Below are 20,691 nucleotides of genomic sequence, written 5' to 3'. Positions count from 1 at the left end.
ACCACTGTTTTTAATGGGTTTTTTCGTGTCGAGCCTGCGCCGCGACGCGTTCTGCGTGGCATAATCGATCGCACCAGTAAGGCTTGTAGTCACAACGACCCCGCATACCCATGGCACAGACTCTCTACGACAAACTGTGGAATACCCACGTCGTCCACACCGAGGACGACGGCACGGCATTGCTCTACATCGACCGTCAGCTGCTGCACGAAGTCACGAGCCCGCAGGCGTTCGAAGGGCTGAACGTCGCGCACCGCCCGGTGTGGCGCATCAGCGCGAACCTGGCCGTGTCGGACCACAACGTCCCGACCACGGATCGCAGCCACGGCATCGCCGATCCGGTCTCGAAGCTGCAGGTCGACACGCTCGACGCGAACTGCGACGCGTTCGGCATCACGCAGTTCAAGATGAACGACGTGCGCCAGGGCATCGTGCACATCATCGGGCCGGAGCAGGGTGCGACGCTGCCGGGCATGACGATCGTCTGCGGCGATTCGCACACGTCGACGCACGGCGCGTTCGGCGCGCTCGCGCACGGCATCGGCACGTCGGAAGTCGAGCACGTGCTCGCGACGCAAACCTTGCTGCAGAAAAAGAGCAAGAACATGCTCGTGAAGGTCGAAGGCACGCTGCCGCGCGGCTGTACCGCGAAGGACATCGTGCTCGCGATCATCGGCAAGATCGGCACGGCCGGCGGCACGGGCTACGCGATCGAATTCGGCGGCTCGACGATCCGCGCGCTGACGATGGAAGGCCGGATGACCGTCTGCAACATGGCGATCGAAGCCGGCGCGCGCGCGGGCATGGTCGCCGTCGACGACACGACGATCGACTACCTGAAGGGCCGTCCGTTCGTGCCGACCGGCGCGGAATGGGACCAGGCCGTCGAGTACTGGCGCGAATTCAAGTCCGACGAAGGCGCGCAGTTCGACCGCGTCGTCGAACTGAACGCGGCCGAGATCGTCCCGCAGGTCACGTGGGGCACGTCGCCGGAAATGGTCACGTCGATCGACGGTCGCGTGCCCGATCCCGAGCGCGAGAAGGATCCGGTCAAGCGCGACGCGATGGAGCGCGCGCTGGCCTACATGGCGCTCGAGCCGAACACGCCGATCGAATCGATCAAGGTCGACAAGATCTTCATCGGCTCGTGCACGAACGCACGCATCGAAGACATCCGCGCGGCCGCATACGTCGTGAAGAAGCTGAACCGCCGCATCGCATCCAACGTGCGGCTCGCGATGGTCGTGCCGGGTTCGGGTCTCGTGAAGGCGCAGGCCGAGCGCGAAGGGCTCGACAAGGTGTTCACCGACGCGGGCTTCGAATGGCGCGAGCCGGGCTGCTCGATGTGCCTCGCGATGAACGCCGACCGGCTCGACCCGGGCGAGCGTTGCGCATCGACGTCGAACCGCAACTTCGAAGGCCGGCAGGGCGCGGGCGGCCGCACGCATCTCGTGAGCCCCGCGATGGCGGCGGCAGCCGCGATCGAAGGCCACTTCGTCGACATTCGCAAGCTGGGGTAACGCGTGACGAAATCGAAGCTGATCGCGCGGCTCGCCGCCGTGCTGGCGCTCGCGGGGCTCGTCTTCGGCCTTGCGGGCTGCAATACCGTCCGAGGCTTCGGCGAGGACGTCAACGCCGCCGGCAACGCGCTGCAGCGCGCCGCGGACTGACGCTCACCGAGAATTTGTCGATGTGCGCCGGCTGAATGCCGGCCCTTCAACCGGATAGACGGATCATGGAAAAATTCATTGTGCATACCGGCGTCGTGGCGCCGCTCGATCGCGAGAACGTCGACACCGACGCGATCATCCCGAAGCAGTTCCTGAAGTCGATCAAGCGCACGGGCTTCGGTCCGAACGCGTTCGACGAGTGGCGTTATCTCGACCACGGCGAGCCCGGCCAGGACAACTCGAAGCGCCCGCTGAACCCGGACTTCGTGCTGAACCAGCCGCGCTACCAGGGCGCATCGGTGCTGCTTGCCCGCAAGAACTTCGGTTGCGGCAGCTCGCGCGAGCACGCGCCGTGGGCGCTGCAGCAGTACGGCTTCCGCGCGATCATCGCGCCGAGCTTCGCGGACATCTTCTTCAACAACTGCTACAAGAACGGGCTGCTGCCGATCGTGCTGACCGAGCAGCAGGTCGATCACCTGTTCAACGACACGTATGCGTTCAACGGCTATCAGCTGACGATCGATCTCGACGCGCAGGTCGTGCGCTCGGGCGACGGCCGCGAGTATCCGTTCGAGATCACCGCGTTCCGCAAGTACTGCCTGCTGAACGGTTTCGACGACATCGGCCTGACGCTGCGCCACGCGGACAAGATCCGCCAGTTCGAAGCCGAGCGGCTCGCGAAGCAGCCGTGGCTCAACAACAAGCTGGTCGGCTGAGATTGCCTCCGGGCGGGCGCGCGCGACGCGCTCGCCGACCTGCCCCTAACCTACCCAGTCAGGAATAACGCATGAAGATTGCAGTGCTGCCCGGCGACGGCATCGGTCCGGAAATCGTCAACGAAGCGGTCAAGGTGCTGAACGCCCTCGACGAGAAGTTCGAACTCGAGCACGCGCCGGTCGGCGGCGCGGGTTACGAGGCGAGCGGCCATCCGCTGCCGGACGCGACGCTGAACCTCGCGAAGGAAGCCGACGCGATCCTGTTCGGCGCGGTCGGCGACTGGAAGTACGACTCGCTCGAGCGCGCGCTGCGCCCCGAGCAGGCGATCCTCGGGCTGCGCAAGCATCTCGAGCTGTTCGCGAACTTCCGCCCGGCGATCTGCTACCCGCAGCTCGTCGACGCATCGCCGCTGAAACCGGAGCTCGTCGCGGGCCTCGACATCCTGATCGTGCGCGAACTGAACGGCGACATCTACTTCGGCCAGCCGCGCGGCGTGCGTGCGGCGCCGGACGGCCCGTTCGCCGGCGCGCGCGAAGGCTTCGACACGATGCGCTATTCGGAACCGGAAGTGCGCCGCATCGCGCACGTCGCGTTCCAGGCCGCGCAAAAGCGCGCGAAGAAGCTGCTGTCGGTCGACAAGTCCAACGTGCTCGAGACGTCGCAGTTCTGGCGCGACATCATGATCGACGTGTCGAAGGAATACGCGGACGTCGAGCTGTCGCACATGTACGTCGACAACGCGGCGATGCAGCTCGCGAAGGCGCCGAAGCAGTTCGACGTGATCGTGACCGGCAACATGTTCGGCGACATCCTGTCGGATGAAGCGTCGATGCTGACGGGCTCGATCGGCATGCTGCCGTCGGCGTCGCTCGACAAGAACAACAAGGGCCTGTACGAGCCGTCGCACGGTTCGGCGCCGGACATCGCGGGCAAGGGCATCGCGAACCCGCTCGCGACGATCCTGTCGGCCGCGATGCTGCTGCGCTACTCGCTGAACCGCGCGGAGCAGGCCGATCGCATCGAGCGCGCGGTGAAAACGGTGCTCGAACAAGGCTATCGCACCGGCGACATCGCGACGCCGGGCTGCAAGCAGGTCGGCACGGCCGCGATGGGCGACGCGGTGATCGCGGCGCTGTAAGCGGACGGAAACGAAGTGCGGTAATTGATGGTGAAAGGGCGCGAACGGGCCGCAAAAACGGCCGGTTCGCGCACGGTTGGCCGTTGTGCGGGCAACCGGCTTTGTGTAGACTCGAACGATGGCGCTGATTTCCCTGATCTCCCCGGTCCTGAAACTCCACGGCAACACTGCCCGTGCGGGTACGCGCGCCATCGTCATCACGAAAACCATTACCACGAAAACGATCATCAAACGCTGATCGTCCGTCGTGCCCGCCTGTTTCCCCGCGCGGTCACGCCGGGGGCGGAAATGGCGGGGAAGCTCCATTCAAAGGGTTAGTCATGAACGTAGGTCTCGTAGGTTGGCGCGGCATGGTCGGCAGCGTGCTGATGCAACGCATGCAGGAAGAAGGTGATTTCGACCTGATCGAACCGGTGTTTTTCAGCACCAGCAACACGGGCGGCAAGGCGCCGTCGTTCGCGAAAAACGAGACCACGCTCAAGGACGCGACCAACGTCGACGAGCTGAAGAAGTGCGACGTGATCATCACGTGCCAGGGCGGCGACTACACGAACGACGTGTTCCCGAAGCTGCGCGCGGCCGGCTGGAACGGCTACTGGATCGACGCGGCGTCGTCGCTGCGGATGAAGGACGACGCGGTCATCATCCTCGATCCGGTCAACCTCGACGTGATCAAGGACGCGCTGGTCAAGGGCACGAAGAACTTCGTCGGCGGCAACTGCACGGTCAGTCTGATGCTGATGGCGCTCGGCGGCCTGTTCCGCGAGAACCTCGTCGACTGGATGACGGCCATGACGTACCAGGCCGCATCGGGCGCGGGCGCGCAGAACATGCGTGAACTGCTGTCGCAGATGGGCGCGCTGCACGGTTCGGTGCAGGAACAACTGGCCGATCCGGCTTCCGCGATTCTCGACATCGACCGCCGCGTGCTCGCGACGATGAACAGCGATGCGATGCCGACGAGCCACTTCGGCGTGCCGCTCGCCGGCTCGCTGATCCCGTGGATCGACAAGGATCTCGGCAACGGGATGTCGAAGGAAGAGTGGAAAGGCGGCGCGGAAACCAACAAGATCCTCGGCAAGCCGGCGATGGGCGAGCCGGGCTCGATCCCGGTCGACGGCCTGTGCGTGCGGATCGGCGCGATGCGCTGCCACTCGCAGGCACTGACGATCAAGCTGAAGAAGGACGTCCCGCTCGACGAGATCAACGGCATCCTCGCATCGGCGAACGACTGGGTGAAGGTCGTGCCGAACGAGCGCGAAGCGTCGATGCGCGACCTGTCGCCGGCGAAGATCACCGGCACGCTGACGGTGCCGGTCGGCCGTCTGCGCAAGCTCGCGATGGGCGGCGAATACCTGTCGGCGTTCACGGTCGGCGACCAGCTGCTGTGGGGCGCGGCCGAGCCGCTGCGCCGCATGCTGCGCATCCTGCTCGACAAGTAACGATCGGGCCGCGCTGCGCGCGCATCGGCGCGCGACGCGAAACGCCTGCCAGCCCTTCGCCGGGCGGCAGGCGTTTTTTGTTGGTGCGCGCCGGCCGGCGTGCCGCGGCACGAGCGCGGCAGCCGGCGCCATCGGCGACGAATTCGGCCGGAATCCGATCGTGTGAAGTAAACTATGCGGTTACGACGCGCAGAGCCGCCGAAAGCGTCGCGTTCAGCGCGACGCTTTTGCATTTCTGCGGCAACTTTATTGACGCTTCCCTACGCGAATCCGAGCTGCGCCCGCGCGCGGCGATAGAGCCTACGATGTCCCGAATTTCCTTGTTTCCGCGTCAGTCCCGTTTGTCGCGCGCCGTGCGTGGCGCGCTGGCGATCCTGGCGCTCGGCGCGGTCGCGTCGGCCTGGGCGGCCGGCGCCGGCGACCTGCCGGCGTCCGCCGCAGGCGGCCCCGCGCCGCTCACCGTGACGGTCCAGCCGGGCCAGTCGTTGAACGATCTCGCGAAAGCCGCGACGCAGTCGCATGACCCGGCCGTGCTCGCGCGCGCCGGCCGCGCGCTGTTCGACGCCAATCCGCAAGCGTTCATGAAGCGCGACCCGAGCCGCCTGAAGGTCGGCGCGACGCTGACGGTGCCCGCGCTCGATGCGACCGGGGCGGCGCTCGCGCCGGCCGGGGCATCGGCAGCGTCGGGCGTCTCGACTGCTTCCGCTGCGGCCGCCGCGTCGGGTACGGCCGCCGTCGCGCAGCATGGCGCGTCCGCGTCGCATCCGGGGTCGGCCGCGCAAGTGGCGCAAGCCGCTCCGGCTGCGCCGGTCGCGCATCCGGCACCGGTGAGCGGTGCGAGCGGCACGAGTGCGGCCGGCGCATCGGCGCCGAGCGGGGCGTCCGTCGCGCACGGTGCGTCGACGGTCGAAGCCGTATCGCCGGCAACGCCTGCGGCTGGCGCAAGCGGGCCGCACGTGTGGAGTGGCTCGATCCAGTCCGCGCCGTCGTCCGCGAGCGAAGCGTCTGTCCCGCTCGCACCGGGCGGCCCGGCGCATGGGATGCACGAACCGTCGTCGGCGGCTCCCGTCGCGGCCGCGTCGCAGGCGCGGCCGTCGAGCCTGCAGCAGCTGCTTGCGCTGAAAAATCGCGTGCTGATGGAACTGCAGAAGCACGGAATCGGCAAGCCGGCCACGACGAACAACGTGGCACCGGCGCCAGTGCCTGCACCGACACCCGCTGCGCCGCGTTCGGCCGCGAGTGACGCCGGCGCATCGGCTGCCGCGCCGTCGCCGGCTGCGAGCGAAGCGGCGTCCGGCGTGGTCGCGAGCGCGGTGCAGCCGGCCTCGGCGCCCGTGCAACCGGCCGTGCCGGTGAGGTCCGCTGCGCCCGCCCGCGATTCGCAGCAGATCGACTGGCGCCCGGCCGCGGCGGCCGGTGCGGCCGTTATCGTGCTGGCTGCCGGATTTGCGTGGCGCAAGCGCCGCAAGGCGCGGCGTGCGGATGACGTCACGCCGGTATCCGGCGGATCGGCTGCAGCGGATGCCGGCCCATCGACGTCGCCCGTCGAACCGCTGGCACCGATCCTCCCCGAGACGCCGCTTGCCCGCGATGCGGCCGGCGATGTGAGTCTGGTCACGGCGGCTGCCGCAGCGGCGGAAACGGTCGATACGCGCGCCCCCGAAGTCTCGTCGCCGTCCGATACGGCGCATCCGCATGACGATCACGCGGATGCGCCGTCCGCGCCCGCCGCGCCGGACAGTGACGCAGCGCCGGCCCCGCACGACGTGAAGCCGGTCGCGGAAGCGGCCGCCGAGACGCCGACCGAAGCGCCCGCCGCACCGGCGAACAACGACGCCCAGCACGCGGCGCTGATGCAGAACGCGATCAGCGCGCTCAACAGCCTCGACATGCCGCTGCCGCCGAGAACGGCGGACGAGCCGGCCGCCGACGCAGCGCACGCGGAAAGCGGGCAAATCGCAACTAACGGTCAATCCGCGCAGCACCCGCCGATTGGCGCGGACAATCTGCCGCCGGAACATCGGGCCGACCACGACGACGAGCTCGACTGGGAGCCGGATGCGGCCACACCTGCCGCCGGCACGGGCGGCGGCGGGGCGTCCGCGCCGTCGTCGCTGCCGCCGCTCGGCGGCGCGCAGTTCGGCGCGTTGAAGCTCGATTTCGATCTCGACCTGCCGTCGACGCCCGGTGCCGTACTGCCCGCGCTGACGCCGGAAGAGCTCGCCCGCATCGCGCGCAACAAGCTGGATCTCGCGTCCGAGTACGTCGAGCTGGGCGATCTGTCCGGCGCGCGCACGCTGCTGCAGGAAGTGATCGATGCGAACGACGCCGCGACCCGCGACGACGCGCGCGCACTGCTCGCGAAACTGGCGGATCACGCGTGATGCGGATCGCGCTCGGGATTCAGTACGACGGTGCCGCGTTCTGCGGCTGGCAGGCGCAGCCGCACGGCAAGACCGTGCAGGACGCGCTCGAGCGCGCGCTTGGCGAATTCGCCTGTGTGCCGCTGCACACGACGGTCGCGGGACGAACCGACACGGGCGTGCACGGGCTCGGGCAGGTCGTGCACTTCGACACGGAACTCGACCGCGCGGATTTCTCGTGGGTGCGCGGCACCAATGCGTTCCTGCCGCCGACCGTGTCGGTGCAATGGGCGAAGCCGATGCCGGACACGTTCCACGCGCGTTTCTCGGCGTTCGAACGCACGTACTACTACGCGCTGTACGTGCATCCGGTGCGCTCGCCGATGCTGGCCGGCCGCGCGGGCTGGGTCCACACGCCGCTCGACGACGACGCGATGCGCGCCGCCGCCGCGCATCTGCTCGGCGAGCACGATTTCTCGTCGTTCCGGTCGTCGGAATGCCAGTCGAAGACGCCGGTCAAACACCTGTACCAGATCGACGTGCGGCGCGCGGGCCACTTCATTCATTTCCGCTTCCGCGCGAATGCGTTCCTGCACCACATGGTGCGCAACCTGATGGGCTGCCTCGTCGCGGTGGGGCGCGGCCGCTACCCGGCGGACTGGGTCGCCGACGTGCTGGCCGGGCGCGATCGCAACCTCGCCGCGCCCACGTTCATGGCCGACGGGCTGTACCTCGCCCATGTCGGCTACCCGGCGGAATTCGCCGTCCCGCCCGCGCAGCTCGGCAGCGTGCCGTGGAGCAGCGTCTGGGCCGATCTGGACCCGCAATCATGACGGATCACACCGTGTCTTCTTCGACTTCCGCCGCGGCCGGCCTCGCGCCGCGCACGCGCATCAAGCTGTGCGGCCTGTCGCGCCGCGACGACGTGCTGCATGCCGCGGCGCTCGGCGCCGACGCGATCGGCCTCGTGTTCTATCCGAAGAGCCCGCGCGCGGTGACGATCGCGCAGGCGGCCGAACTCGCCAGCCTCGCGCCGCCGTTCGTGTCGGTGGTCGGGCTGTTCGTGAACGCGACGGAGGCCGAGATCGAGGCGGTCGTGCGCGACGTGCCGCTCACGGTGCTGCAATTCCATGGCGACGAGACGCCCGAGCAGTGCGACGCGCTCGGCCGCGCGGCGCGCCTGCCGTGGTTGCGCGCGGTGCGCGTCGGCCCCTCGACGCAGCCGGCCGATTTGGTAGAATCGGCTCTTCGTTATTCGAAAGCGCGCGGCCTCCTGTTCGACACCCTGGTGCCGGACTACGGCGGTAGCGGCAAGGTCTTCGATTGGTCACTTATTCCCGCAGAGCTCGCGCATCGGGCCGTTTTGAGTGGTGGCTTGAACGCGCAAAACGTCGGTGATGCGATCCGCCAGTTGCGCCCGTTTGCTGTCGATGTCTCGAGTGGCATCGAAGTGGAGGGCGCAAAGGGCGTGAAGGATCACGCCCGGATGGCGGCGTTCGTACGCGCGGTGCGCGACGCGGATGCCAGGTGATGCAAGCCGGTGCGGCCCCGACCCGCGGGACGCACCGACCGATCGAGAGTGACACCATGTACAACCTTCCTGATGATCGCGGCCACTTCGGCCCGTATGGCGGCGTGTTCGTCGCCGAAACGCTGATTCACGCGCTGGACGAATTGCGCAACGCGTATGAAAAATTCCGGAACGACCCCGATTTCGTCGCCGAATACGAGCGCGAGCTGAAGTACTTCGTCGGACGTCCGTCGCCGATCTATCACGCGCAGCGCTGGAGCGAGACGCTCGGCGGCGCGCAGATCTACCTGAAGCGCGAGGACCTGAACCACACCGGCGCGCACAAGATCAACAACGTGATCGGCCAGGCGCTGCTCGCGAAGCGGATGGGCAAGAAGCGCGTGATCGCCGAGACGGGCGCCGGCCAGCACGGCGTCGCGACCGCGACGATCTGCGCGCGCTTCGGGATGGAGTGCATCGTCTACATGGGCGCCGAGGACGTGCGCCGCCAGGCCGCGAACGTGTACCGGATGAAGCTGCTCGGCGCGACGGTCGTGCCGGTCGAATCGGGTTCGCGCACGCTGAAGGATGCGCTGAACGAAGCGATGCGCGACTGGGTCACGAACATCGAAAGCACGTTCTACATCATCGGCACGGTCGCGGGCCCGCACCCGTACCCGGCGATGGTGCGCGACTTCCAGCGCGTGATCGGCGACGAGTGCAAGGTGCAGATGCCCGAACTCGCCGGCCGTCAGCCGGACGCGGTGATCGCCTGCGTCGGCGGCGGCTCGAACGCGATGGGCATCTTCTATCCGTACATCGACGATACGTCGGTGCAGCTGATCGGCGTCGAAGCGGCCGGCGACGGGCTCGACACCGGCCGTCACGCGGCGTCGCTGATCGCCGGCAGCCCCGGCGTGCTGCACGGCAACCGCACGTACCTGCTGCAGGACGACAACGGCCAGATCATCGAGACGCATTCGGTATCGGCCGGCCTCGACTATCCGGGCGTCGGCCCCGAGCACGCATGGCTGAAGGACAGCGGCCGCGCGCAGTACGTGCCGATCACCGACGACGAGGCGCTGAAGGCGTTCCACGACTGCTGCCGGATCGAGGGGATCATCCCCGCGCTCGAGTCGAGCCACGCGATCGCGTATGGCGTGAAGCTCGCGCCGACGTTGCCGAAGGACAAGATCCTGCTCGTCAACCTGTCGGGCCGCGGCGACAAGGACATGCACACGGTCGCCGAGCGATCGGGCATCGCCCTCTGACCCCCCGATGCGTGACCTGATCGAGCAACCGGGCGGCGGCGCCGCGAGCGAAGCGGACGCGGGGCAACCCGTCGCCGCCGTGCCGTGCGCGCTGCCGTCCGGGATCGAGCTGCACAACCGCGATTTCCTGACCGAAGCCGGGCGGCTGCCGGACGCGTCGATCGACCTGATCGTCGCCGATCCGCCGTACGGGCTCGGCAAGGACTACGGCAACGACTCGGACAAGCGTTCGGGCGACGATTTCCTCGCGTGGACGCGCGAGTGGCTCGAGCTCGCGATTCCGAAGCTGAAGCCGAGCGGGTCGATGTACATCTTCTGCACGTGGCAGTACGCGCCGGAAATCTTCAGCTTCCTGAAGACGAAGCTCACGATGGTCAACGAGATCATCTGGGACCGGCGCGTGCCGAGCATGGGCGGCACGACGCGCCGTTTCACGTCGGTGCACGACAACATCGGCTTTTTCGCGGTTTCCAAGGCGTATTACTTCGATCTCGATCCGGTCCGCATCCCGTACGACGCCGACACGAAGAAGGCCCGCTCGCGCAAGCTGTTCGAAGGCAGCAAGTGGCTGGAGATGGGCTACAACCCGAAGGACGTCTGGTCGGTCTCGCGCCTGCATCGGCAGCACGCGGAGCGCGTCGATCATCCGACCCAGAAGCCGCTGGAAATCATCGAGCGGATGGTGCTCGCGAGCTGCCCGCCGGGCGGCCGCGTGCTCGATCCGTTCATGGGCAGCGGCACGACCGCGGTGGCCTGCGCACGGCAGGGGCGCGACTTCGTCGGCTACGAGATCAACGAAAGTTATTGCGCGATCGCGCACGAGCGCGTGAGCGCGCTCGCCGCGCAGGCGTGCGCGTGAGTCGCGCCGTCGCAGTGCCGATCGCATCAAGGAAAATTGCCATGTCCTCCCGTATCCAGCAGACCTTCGCCGCACTCGCCGAACAGGGCCGCAAGGGCCTGATCCCGTTCATCACGGCCGGCGACCCCGATCCCGCGAAGACCGTCGAATTCATGCACGCGCTCGCCGAAGGCGGCGCCGACGTGATCGAGCTCGGCGTGCCGTTCTCGGACCCGATGGCCGACGGCCCGGTGATCCAGCGCTCGTCGGAGCGCGCGCTCGCGCGCGGCGTCACGCTGACGAGCGTGCTCGCCGACGTAAAGCGCTTTCGCGAGACCGACCGGAAAACCCCCGTCGTGCTGATGGGCTATGCCAACCCGATCGAGCGGATGGGCGTCGACGCGTTCGCAGCCGAAGCGCAGGCGGCCGGCGTCGACGGCGTGCTGGTCGTCGACTATCCGCCAGAAGAGGCGGGCGTGTTCGCCGAGAAAATGCGCGGCGCGCAGATCGATCCGATCTTCCTGCTCGCGCCGACGTCGACCGACGAACGCATCGCCGACGTGGGCAAGATCGCGAGCGGCTACGTGTATTACGTGTCGCTCAAGGGCGTGACCGGCGCCGGAAATCTGGATGTTTCGAGCATTGCGGGTAAAATCCCGGCCATCAAGTCGCGCGTGCCGGTTCCGGTCGGCGTCGGCTTCGGGATCCGCGACGCCGAAACGGCGCGCGCGGTGGCCGAAGTGTCGGACGCCGTCGTGATCGGCAGCCGCCTGGTGCAGCTGCTCGAGAGCGCTGCGCCGGAAGGCGCCGCCGCCGCGCTGAAGGCGTTCATCGCCGAGCTGCGCGCCGCGCTGGACGGCGCCGGCAACACGGCGCGATAAACACAACAGGAAGCGGGAACGGGCCGGTCGGCCCGCCCCGCCACGGAACAGGAAACCATACACGATGAGCTGGCTCGACAAACTGTTGCCGCCGAAGATCAAGCAGACCGACCCGAAAAGCCGCAAGGGCATTCCGGAAGGCCTGTGGGTCAAGTGCCCGTCCTGCGAGGCCGTGCTGTACCGCAACGACGTGGACGCGAACCTGCACGTATGCCCGAAGTGCGATCACCACATGCGCATCGGCGCGCGCGAGCGCCTCGACGGGCTGCTCGATCCGGAAGGCCGCTATGAAATCGGCCAGGAAATCGTGCCGGTCGACTCGCTGAAGTTCAAGGACAGCCGCAAGTATCCCGATCGTCTGAAGGAAGCGATGGACGAGACCGGCGAGACCGACGCGATGGTGGTGATGGGCGGCGCGATCCACACGCTGCCCGTCGTCGCGGCCTGCTTCGAGTTCTCGTTCATGGGCGGCTCGATGGGTTCGGTGGTCGGCGAGCGCTTTGCGCGCGGCGCGCAGAACGCGCTGGAACAGCACGTGCCGTTCATCTGCTTCACCGCGTCGGGCGGCGCACGGATGCAGGAAAGCCTGCTGTCGCTGATGCAGATGGCGAAGACCACCGCGATGCTGACGAAGCTGGCCGAAGCCAAGCTGCCGTTCATCTCGGTGCTGACCGACCCGACGATGGGCGGCGTGTCGGCGAGTTTCGCGTTCCTCGGCGACGTCGTGATCGCCGAGCCGAAGGCGCTGATCGGCTTCGCCGGCCCGCGCGTGATCGAGCAGACGGTTCGCGAGAAGCTGCCGGAAGGCTTCCAGCGCGCGGAATTCCTGCTGAAGACTGGCGCGATCGACATGATCGTCGATCGCCGCAAGATGCGCGACGAGATCGCGCAGCTGCTCGCGCTGCTGCAGCGGCAGCCGGCCGACGCGCTGGCCTGACAGGCGCGGCGTTGTGAACTGCGCGCGTCGCCCGGCTGAACCGCCGGGCGGCGCGTTTCGTTTTTTGGCGTAGTGGCGGTACCGATTCAGATTTGATCCGATGAGCACTTTTCCCACTCTCGACGCGTGGCTTTCGCATCTCGAACGCGCGCACCCGGTCGGCATCGACATGGGCCTCACCCGTATCGGGCAGGTCAAGGCGGCGCTGCAGCTCGAATTCGCGTGCCCGGTGATCACGGTCGGCGGCACGAACGGCAAGGGCTCGACCTGCGCGTTCCTCGAGGCGATCCTCGTGCACGCGGGCTACAAGGTCGGCTGCCACACGTCGCCGCACCTGCTCGAATTCAGCGAGCGCGCGCGCGTGAACGGGCAGCAGGTCAGCGATGCCGAGCTGCTGCCGCACTTCGAGGCCGTCGAAGCGGCGCGCACGTCGCTGCCGGAGCCGGTGTCGCTCACGTATTTCGAATTCACGACGCTCGCGATCCTGCACCTGTTCGCGTCGCGCGGGCTCGACGCGGTGATCCTCGAAGTCGGCCTCGGCGGCCGGCTCGATGCGGTCAACATCATCGACACCGATTGCGCGATCGTCACGAGCATCGACATCGACCACACCGAATACCTCGGCGACACGCGCGAGAAGATCGCGTTCGAGAAGGCCGGGATCTTCCGCGCCGGCAAGCCGGCGATCTGCGGCGATCCCGCGGTGCCCGACACGCTGGTCGAGCATGCGGCCGCGATCGGCGCCGACCTGTGGCTGGTCGGGCGCGATTTCCGCTACGAGGCGCAGCCGGGCGCGGAGCGCCAGCAATGGAGCTATCTCGGCCGCGACAAGCGTTATCCGGCGCTCGCGTACCCGGCGCTGCGCGGCGCGAATCAGCTGATCAATGCATCGGCCGCGCTCGCCGCGCTCGAGGCGCTGCGCCCGGTGCTGCCGGTGTCCGCGCAGGACATCCGGCTCGGGCTCGCGAACGTCGAGCTGCCGGGGCGCTTCCAGGTGCTGCCGGGCAAGCCCGCGATCGTGCTCGACGTCGCGCACAACCCGCATGCGGCGGCCGTGCTCGAGCAGAATCTCGGCAACATGGGCTTCTTCCCGTACACGTACGCGGTGTTCGGCGCGATGCACGACAAGGACATCGACGGCGTGCTGCGGCACTTGAAGGGCGAGATCGACCACTGGTGCGTGACCGATCTGCCGCTGCCGCGCGCGGCGAGCGCGGAGCAGCTCGAAGCCGCGCTGCGCAAGGCCGGCGTGGAAGACGGCGCCGATTCGAGCGTGACGCGCTTCGCATCGCCCGCCGACGCGTTTCGCGATGCACTAAAAAGAGCATCCGAGAATGATAGAATCGTGGTTTTCGGCAGTTTCCATACGGTGGCAGGTGTGATGGCCTACCGGAAATCGCAGCAACACTGACTGACGGGCAGTTTCGGACTCAGCCATTCATGGGAATTTTCTCGTTCGGCAAGAAAGACGACGACGCGCCCTCGCGGCGCGGCGGTCGTACCGGGGCCTCCCGGAACGCGCGCACGGAGCGCACTGAACGTGTCGAGCGCCGCACGCGCCGCACCGAGCGTCCGGAATCGGATGCACTGCTCCTCGATCCGACCCTTCCTGAAAAGCAACGCGCGCGCCGGCGCCTCGTCGGCGCGATCGCGCTCGTGGTCGCCGCGGTGATCGTGCTGCCGATGGTGCTCGATTCGCACCCGAAGCCGGTGACGGACGACATCGCGATCGACATCCCGAACCGGCCCGCGCATCAGGCGGTCGCGCCGCGTGACGACGAGGCGGCCGACGTGCAGGCCGGCGTCGCGCACGACGAGCCGCCGGCGTCCGATGCTGCGGTGGCAGCCGTTCCGGCCCCCGCGAAGGATGCGGCCAAGCCGGCCGCGAAGCCCGATGCCACGACCTCGACGACCACGGCCAGCGTCGCGCCGCCGAAGCCCGCTGCGAAGCCGGCCGCGGCCGCGCCTGCGGCGAAGCCGGTTGCACCGAAGCCGGCGCCCGCGGCGGTCGCGAACGCCGATGCCGCAGCCGACAGCGGCGACGCATCGTCGCCGGCGTCGCCGGCCGGTGCGCGCTTCGCGGTGCAGCTCGGATCGTTCAAGGACGACACGACGGCCCGCTCGTGGGCCACCAAGTTGAAATCCGCGGGCGTGCCCGCATATGTCGAGCATCGCAAGCAGGCGGACGGCAGCACGGCTACACTGCTGCGTGCCGGCCCGTTTGCGGATCGCGCGGCGGCATCGGCCGCGATCGCGAAGGTGCGCGAAGCCGGACTCACGCAGTAACGTGCGATGCTGACGGCTTTCGACTACGCTGTATTGGCGGTGATCGCGTTGTCTGCGCTGCGTGGCGCGTGGCGCGGTTTCGTCTCGGAGATTTTCGGGCTGATCGGCTGGATCGCGGCGGTCGTGATCGCGGCGCGCTATGTCGGACTCGTGGTGCCGTACATCCCGGCGAACTGGCCGGGCGGCGCGCTGACACAGTGGGTGCTCGCGTTCGCGCTGATCGTGATCGGCGTCGTGTTCGTCGCCGGCGTCGCGAACGCGCTGTTGTCGCGGATCGCGCAGGCAACGGGCCTCGGCGGGGTCGATCGCTCGCTGGGCATGATGTTCGGGCTGGTCCGCGGCTGCGTGCTGGTGGTGCTGCTGGTCGCGGCGGCCGGGCTGACCGAATTGCCCAAACAGGATTTCTGGCGCAATGCGCTATTGCGTCCTATCGCCGAACAGGGCGTGCACGAGCTGAAGCAGCTCCTGCCCGACGGCATGGCCCAGTACGTACGCGTGTGACGACGCGGCCGGGCAGGACGGAACCGATTTTGTCATCTTGAAGGACATGCCATGTGCGGCATCGTAGGTGTTATCTCCCAATCCCCGGTCAATCAGCTGATCTATGACAGCCTGCTGCTGCTGCAGCATCGCGGTCAGGATGCAGCGGGCATCGCGACGGCGGACGGCAGCAATTTCCACATGTACAAGGCGAACGGCATGGTGCGCGACGTGTTCCGCACGCGCAACATGCGCAGCCTGCCCGGCACCTTCGGCATCGGCCAGGTCCGCTACCCGACGGCCGGCTCGGCGTCGAGCGAAGCCGAGGCGCAGCCGTTCTACGTGAACGCACCGTTCGGGATCATCCTCGCGCACAACGGCAACCTGACGAACTGGGAACAGCTGAAGGACGAGATGTTCCGGATCGACCGCCGGCACATCAACACCAATTCCGACAGCGAAGTGCTGCTCAACGTGTTCGCGCACGAGCTGCAACTGTCGACGACGGGCCTCGAACTCGATCCGGCCGCCGTGTTCAAGGCGGTCGCCGGCGTGCACCGCCGCCTGCAGGGCTCGTACGCGATCGTGTCACTGATCGCCGGCTACGGGCTGCTCGCGTTCCGCGATCCGTTCGGCATCCGCCCGCTCTGCATCGGCAAGCTCGAGACCGAGAACGGCACCGAGTGGATGGTCGCGTCGGAGTCGGTGGCCGTCGAAGGCATCGGTTTCGAATTCGTGCGCGACGTGCAGCCGGGCGAAGCGATCTTCATCGACAAGGCCGGCAACTTCCACAGCCAGCAGTGCGCGGAGAACCCGACGCTGAATCCGTGCATGTTCGAATACGTGTATCTCGCGCGTCCGGACTCCTGCCTCGACGGCGTGCCGGTCTACAACGTGCGGCTGCGCATGGGCGACTACCTCGCCGAGAAGATCAAGCGCGAGCTGCCGAACGTGCCGATCGACGTCGTGATGCCGATTCCCGATTCGTCGCGTCCGGCGGCGATGCAGGTCGCCGCGAAGCTCGGCGTCGAGTATCGCGAAGGCTTCTTCAAGAACCGCTACGTCGGCCGCACGTTCATCATGCCGGGCCAGGCCGTGCGCAAGAAGTCGGTGCGCCAGAAGCTCAATGCGATGAGCATCGAGTTCAAGGACAAGCACGTGCTGATCGTCGACGACTCGATCGTGCGCGGCACGACCTCGCACGAGATCGTGCAGATGGCGCGCGATGCGGGCGCGAAGTCGGTGATCTTCGCGTCGGCGGCGCCGCCCGTGAAGTTCCCGAACGTGTACGGCATCGACATGCCGACGCGCGGCGAGCTGGTCGCGCACGGCCGCACCGACGAGGAAGTCGCGAAGATCATCGGTGCCGACTACCTGATCTATCAGGACGTCGACGACCTGCGCCGCGCGGTGCGCGACATCAACCCGAAGCTCGAACGCTTCGAGGCGTCGTGCTTCGACGGCAACTACATCACCGGCGCCGTGACGCCCGAGTACCTCGACGCGATCGAGCGCGCGCGCCTCGCGCCGGCGTCGCAGGCCGATCGCGATACGGCCAGCGACACCGCGCGTTCGCAGATGAACCTGCAACTGTCGGTCGAGTGATGCCGGCGCACGCTTCCGACGAAGCGTGATAGGATGTGGCCTTGCGTCGATTTGATTCAGCTTGCGGACGCGGGGCGACTTCCCAAAACAGCTAAAGCGAAGGCCGGCGGCAGCCGGCCCGAGTCGATCGCTGTCGTACCGCACCGAAGCCCGCTGATGCCGACGCATAGCGGGCTTTTTGTTTTGGCCTGACTTTGTGGCTGGGTGCGCGCCCGATGCATGACCGCCGGCGCGGCCCTCGAATACGGAAAACGGAACATGGACGACTCCCTCAACTTCGACACGCTCGCCGTGCGCGCAGGCACGCAGCGCAGCGACTACAACGAGCATTCGGAAGCGCTGTTCCTCACGTCGAGCTTCTGCTTCACGAGCGCGGCGGAGGCGGCCGAGCGCTTCGCGAATTCGGAAGACTACTTCACCTATTCGCGCTTCACGAACCCGACCGTCACCATGTTCCAGGATCGTCTCGCCGCGCTCGAAGGCGGCGAGGCGTGCATCGCGACGGCGTCGGGCATGGCCGCGATCATGTCGGTCGTGATGTCCGCACTGCAGGCGGGCGATCATCTCGTCAGCTCGCGCAGCCTGTTCGGCTCGACGCTGGGCATGTTCTCGCAGATCTTCAGCAAGTTCGGCATCGCGACGACGTTCGTCGATCCGACCGACCTGAACGCATGGCAGGAAGCGGTGCGGCCCGAGACGAAGATGTTCTTCCTCGAAACGCCGTCGAACCCGCTGACCGAACTCGCCGACATCGAAGCGATCGGCAAGATCGCGAAGGCCGCGAACGCGCTGTTCGTCGTCGACAACTGTTTCTGCAGCCCGGTGCTGCAGCAGCCGCTGAAGCTCGGCGCGGACGTCGTGATGCACTCCGCCACGAAGTTCCTCGACGGGCAGGGCCGCGTGCTCGGCGGCGCGCTGGTCGGCTCGAAGGCCTTCATCATGGGCAAGGTGTTCCCGTTCGTGCGCAGTGCGGGCCCGACGCTGTCGGCGTTCAACGCGTGGGTGCTGCTGAAGGGGATGGAAACGCTGTCGCTGCGCGTCGAAAAGCAGTCGGCGAATGCGCTGGAAATCGCGCGCTGGCTGGATTCGCATCCGGCCGTTGCGCGCGTGTTCTATCCGGGGCTCGAATCGCATCCGCAGCACGCGCTCGCGAAGCGCCAGCAGAAGGCGGGCGGCGCGATCGTGTCGTTCGAGCTGAAGGGCGACACGCCCGAGCAGCAGCGCGCGAACGCATGGCGCGTGATCGATAGCACGAAGCTGATCTCGATCACCGGCAACCTCGGCGACACGCGCACGACGATCACGCACCCGGCGACCACGACGCATGCGCGGATCACGCCGGAAGCGCGTGCGGCCGCGGGGATCACCGAAGGGCTGATCCGCGTCGCGGTCGGCCTCGAAGACGCCGGCGACCTGCGCAACGATCTCGCGCGCGGCCTCGAGGGCTGAGCACGACCGCACCGGTTTCCGGGCCGACATGAAAACGGGCCGCTCGACATCGAGCGGCCCGTTTTCTTTTGGGCTGATGCCGAGCCCGCGTGTTGCCCGGATCAGCCGGCCTGCGCGGCCGGCTCGTTGCGCGTTGCGTCCATCATCCAGCGCAGCGTGTCGTCGAGCGGCGTCACCGGCAGCTCGCCCACCGCGCGCCGCAGCTTGTCGCGCGAACCGGACAGACGCTTGACTTCGTTGTGCCGCACGAAGCGCGGATCGATCGTCACGTCGATCACGTAACCGGCAATCCGCGACAGCATCGCCAGCACTTCCTTCAGCGAATACGCGCGCTCCGAGCACACGTTGAACGTCTCGCCGGCCGGCGCGGCTTCGAGCAGCTTCAGATACGCGGCCGTCACGTCGCGTACGTCGGAGAAATCGCGGCTCACGTCGAGATTGCCGAGCGAGATGCGCGGCGCGTTGCGCGCGTAGTGCGACACGAGCTTCGGCAGCAGATACGCGTCGTCCTGGCCGACGCCCGTGTAGTTGAACGGCCGCGCGATCACGATCGGCAAGCGGTCGGCCCACAGCTTCGCCGCGTACTCCATCGCGAGCTTGCTGACCGCGTAGTCGTTCGCGGGCGCGGGCGGCACCGTTTCGTCGAGCACGCCGGCCGTCGAATTGCCGTAGATGTTTGCGCTGCTCGCGAGCAGCACCGCCGACGGACGGCTGTCGAGGCCCGCGAGCGCGGCCAGCAGGTTGCGCGTGCCGACGATGTTGACCGCGTAGGTTTGCGACGGTTCGTCCTGTGCGACGTGCGCACGCGCGGCGAGATGCACGACCGCATCGGGCCGCGCATCGGCCGCCGCTGCGCGCACCGCGTTCGCGTCGAGCAGGTCGACCGGCAGCAGCGTGCAGTTCGCGAACGCCGGATCGTCGGGGCGCGCCGCGCCGGGCGCGACGGTGCCCCACACGTCGTAGCCGGCCGCTTCGAGGCGTTGCGCCATGTAGCGGCCGGTGAAGCCCGTCAGGCCCGTGACGAACGCACGGCGCGACGGGCGGCCGGCTTCAGTACGTGTCATGGTGACGATTCCGCGTCAGATCGGCTTCGACCATCATCTGGCAAAGCTGTTCGAGCGTCGTCTCCGGCGCCCAGCCGAGCTTCGCTTTCGCCTTGTCCGCGCAGCCGATCAGCAGGTCGACTTCGGCAGGGCGGTAGAACTTCGGATTCACTTCGACGAGCACGTTGCCGTTCGACGCGTCGACGCCGCGCTCCTGCTCGCCCTTGCCGGTCCATTCGATCTGGTAGCCGGCGGCCGCGAACGCCATCCGCACGAAGTCGCGCACGGTCTCTGTGCGGTTGGTCGCGAGCACGTAGGTGTCCGGCTCGTCGACCTGCAGCATCCGCCACATCCCTTCGACGTATTCGAGCGCGAAGCCCCAGTCGCGCTTCGCGTCGAGGTTGCCGAGCTCGAGCCTGGTCGCCTTGCCGAGCCTGATCTTCGCGACGGTGTCGGTGATCTTGCGCGTGACGAACTCGCGGCCGCGCAGCGGCGATTCATGATTGAACAGGATGCCGCTGCAGCCGAACAGGTCGTAGGACTCGCGATAGTTCACGGTCATCCAGTGCGCGTACAGCTTCGCGACGCCGTACGGGCTGCGCGGGTAGAACGCGGTCGTTTCCGTTTGCGGAATCGCCTGCACCTTGCCGAACATCTCGGACGTCGACGCCTGGTAGAAGCGCGTCTTCGGGCTCACCACGCGAATCGCCTCGAGCAGGTTCAGCGGCCCGATGCCCGTCACTTCGGCGGTCGTCGCCGGCTGGTCGAACGACACGCCGACGAAGCTCTGCGCGGCGAGGTTGTACAGCTCGTCCGGCTGCGTGCGTTCGAGCAGACGCAGGCTCGAGCCGGCATCCGTCAGGTCGTGTTCGACGAGCGACAGGTTCGGGTGCGTATCGACGCCGAGTTCGGCGATGCGCCAGAAGTTCACCGAGCTGGTGCGGCGGTACGTGCCGGTGACCTCGTAGCCCTTGTCGAGCAGCAGCTTGGTCAGGTAGGCGCCGTCCTGCCCCGTGATCCCCGTGATGATGGCCTTCTTGCGGTTTTGGCTCATGGCAATG

General features: G+C 67.6%; 20 protein-coding genes. 18 read left to right on the top strand and 2 right to left on the bottom strand.

What is annotated here, in order from left to right; all coding sequences use genetic code 11:
- Window positions 1-110 precede the first annotated feature (110 nt).
- The 18 genes from leuC (at window position 111) to Q3A80_RS02820 (ending at window position 18,587) form a co-directional block, all read left to right on the top strand.
- On the top strand, window positions 111-1,520 hold the full coding sequence (gene leuC, locus Q3A80_RS02905) for a 3-isopropylmalate dehydratase large subunit (RefSeq protein ID WP_124659968.1): 1,410 nt from the start codon (window positions 111-113) through the stop codon (window positions 1,518-1,520).
- Between the two features lie 3 nt (window positions 1,521-1,523).
- Window positions 1,524-1,670, top strand: a complete 147-nt coding sequence (locus Q3A80_RS02900; RefSeq protein WP_446327577.1) for an entericidin A/B family lipoprotein — start codon at window positions 1,524-1,526, stop codon at window positions 1,668-1,670.
- Between the two features lie 65 nt (window positions 1,671-1,735).
- Complete coding sequence (gene leuD, locus Q3A80_RS02895) at window positions 1,736-2,386, top strand: 3-isopropylmalate dehydratase small subunit (protein ID WP_040139419.1); 651 nt, start codon at window positions 1,736-1,738, stop codon at window positions 2,384-2,386.
- A 71-nt stretch (window positions 2,387-2,457) separates the two neighbouring features.
- Window positions 2,458-3,525, top strand: coding sequence for a 3-isopropylmalate dehydrogenase (gene leuB, locus Q3A80_RS02890; RefSeq protein ID WP_446327576.1), 1,068 nt, complete (start codon window positions 2,458-2,460; stop codon window positions 3,523-3,525).
- A 118-nt stretch (window positions 3,526-3,643) separates the two neighbouring features.
- Window positions 3,644-3,763, top strand: a complete 120-nt coding sequence (locus Q3A80_RS02885) for a hypothetical protein (protein WP_039319027.1) — start codon at window positions 3,644-3,646, stop codon at window positions 3,761-3,763.
- Window positions 3,764-3,845: 82 nt separating this feature from the next.
- Window positions 3,846-4,967 (top strand): aspartate-semialdehyde dehydrogenase, encoded by a 1,122-nt coding sequence (gene asd / locus Q3A80_RS02880; protein ID WP_440621608.1) that lies wholly within the window; start codon window positions 3,846-3,848, stop codon window positions 4,965-4,967.
- 305 nt (window positions 4,968-5,272) lie between these two features.
- Complete coding sequence (locus Q3A80_RS02875; RefSeq protein WP_446327575.1) at window positions 5,273-7,351, top strand: FimV/HubP family polar landmark protein; 2,079 nt, start codon at window positions 5,273-5,275, stop codon at window positions 7,349-7,351.
- Entirely contained in the window at window positions 7,351-8,163 is an 813-nt protein-coding gene (truA, locus tag Q3A80_RS02870; RefSeq protein ID WP_446327574.1) for a tRNA pseudouridine(38-40) synthase TruA, read from the top strand. Before Q3A80_RS02875 ends, truA begins: the two co-directional genes overlap by 1 nt.
- Complete coding sequence (locus Q3A80_RS02865; RefSeq protein ID WP_446327573.1) at window positions 8,160-8,861, top strand: phosphoribosylanthranilate isomerase; 702 nt, start codon at window positions 8,160-8,162, stop codon at window positions 8,859-8,861. The genes truA and Q3A80_RS02865 overlap by 4 nt, the downstream gene beginning before the upstream one ends.
- A 56-nt stretch (window positions 8,862-8,917) precedes the next feature.
- A complete protein-coding gene (gene trpB, locus Q3A80_RS02860; RefSeq protein WP_446327572.1) occupies window positions 8,918-10,111 on the top strand; it encodes a tryptophan synthase subunit beta in 1,194 nt (397 codons plus the stop codon).
- A 7-nt stretch (window positions 10,112-10,118) separates the two neighbouring features.
- On the top strand, window positions 10,119-10,970 hold the full coding sequence (locus Q3A80_RS02855; RefSeq protein WP_446327571.1) for a DNA-methyltransferase: 852 nt from the start codon (window positions 10,119-10,121) through the stop codon (window positions 10,968-10,970).
- 41 nt (window positions 10,971-11,011) lie between these two features.
- A complete protein-coding gene (trpA, locus tag Q3A80_RS02850; protein WP_446327570.1) occupies window positions 11,012-11,830 on the top strand; it encodes a tryptophan synthase subunit alpha in 819 nt (272 codons plus the stop codon).
- A gap of 64 nt (window positions 11,831-11,894) precedes the next feature.
- Window positions 11,895-12,767: an acetyl-CoA carboxylase, carboxyltransferase subunit beta gene (gene accD, locus Q3A80_RS02845; protein ID WP_009691548.1), complete on the top strand. Its 873-nt coding sequence runs from the start codon at window positions 11,895-11,897 to the stop codon at window positions 12,765-12,767.
- Window positions 12,768-12,867: 100 nt separating this feature from the next.
- The gene (gene folC / locus Q3A80_RS02840) at window positions 12,868-14,178 is read left to right on the top strand and encodes a bifunctional tetrahydrofolate synthase/dihydrofolate synthase (protein WP_446327569.1); all 1,311 of its coding nucleotides are present in this window, start codon (window positions 12,868-12,870) and stop codon (window positions 14,176-14,178) included.
- A gap of 29 nt (window positions 14,179-14,207) precedes the next feature.
- A complete protein-coding gene (locus tag Q3A80_RS02835; protein WP_446327568.1) occupies window positions 14,208-15,053 on the top strand; it encodes an SPOR domain-containing protein in 846 nt (281 codons plus the stop codon).
- Between the two features lie 6 nt (window positions 15,054-15,059).
- Window positions 15,060-15,554 (top strand): CvpA family protein, encoded by a 495-nt coding sequence (locus Q3A80_RS02830; RefSeq protein ID WP_151062396.1) that lies wholly within the window; start codon window positions 15,060-15,062, stop codon window positions 15,552-15,554.
- A gap of 51 nt (window positions 15,555-15,605) precedes the next feature.
- Entirely contained in the window at window positions 15,606-17,138 is a 1,533-nt protein-coding gene (gene purF, locus Q3A80_RS02825) for an amidophosphoribosyltransferase (protein WP_446327567.1), read from the top strand.
- A 258-nt stretch (window positions 17,139-17,396) separates the two neighbouring features.
- Complete coding sequence (locus Q3A80_RS02820; protein WP_446327566.1) at window positions 17,397-18,587, top strand: O-succinylhomoserine sulfhydrylase; 1,191 nt, start codon at window positions 17,397-17,399, stop codon at window positions 18,585-18,587.
- A 101-nt stretch (window positions 18,588-18,688) separates the two neighbouring features.
- Here the strand turns inward: Q3A80_RS02820 and Q3A80_RS02815 are convergent, their stop codons facing one another.
- Together Q3A80_RS02815 and gmd are read right to left on the bottom strand one after the other, a co-directional pair.
- The gene (locus Q3A80_RS02815; RefSeq protein WP_446327565.1) at window positions 18,689-19,651 is read right to left on the bottom strand and encodes an NAD-dependent epimerase/dehydratase family protein; all 963 of its coding nucleotides are present in this window, start codon (window positions 19,649-19,651) and stop codon (window positions 18,689-18,691) included.
- Complete coding sequence (gene gmd / locus Q3A80_RS02810; protein ID WP_446327564.1) at window positions 19,638-20,684, bottom strand: GDP-mannose 4,6-dehydratase; 1,047 nt, start codon at window positions 20,682-20,684, stop codon at window positions 19,638-19,640. Before gmd ends, Q3A80_RS02815 begins: the two co-directional genes overlap by 14 nt.
- Window positions 20,685-20,691: the final 7 nt, after the last annotated feature.

Source organism: Burkholderia sp. SR8, assembly GCF_052851275.1.
This window is presented reverse-complemented; position numbering and strand designations above follow the sequence as displayed.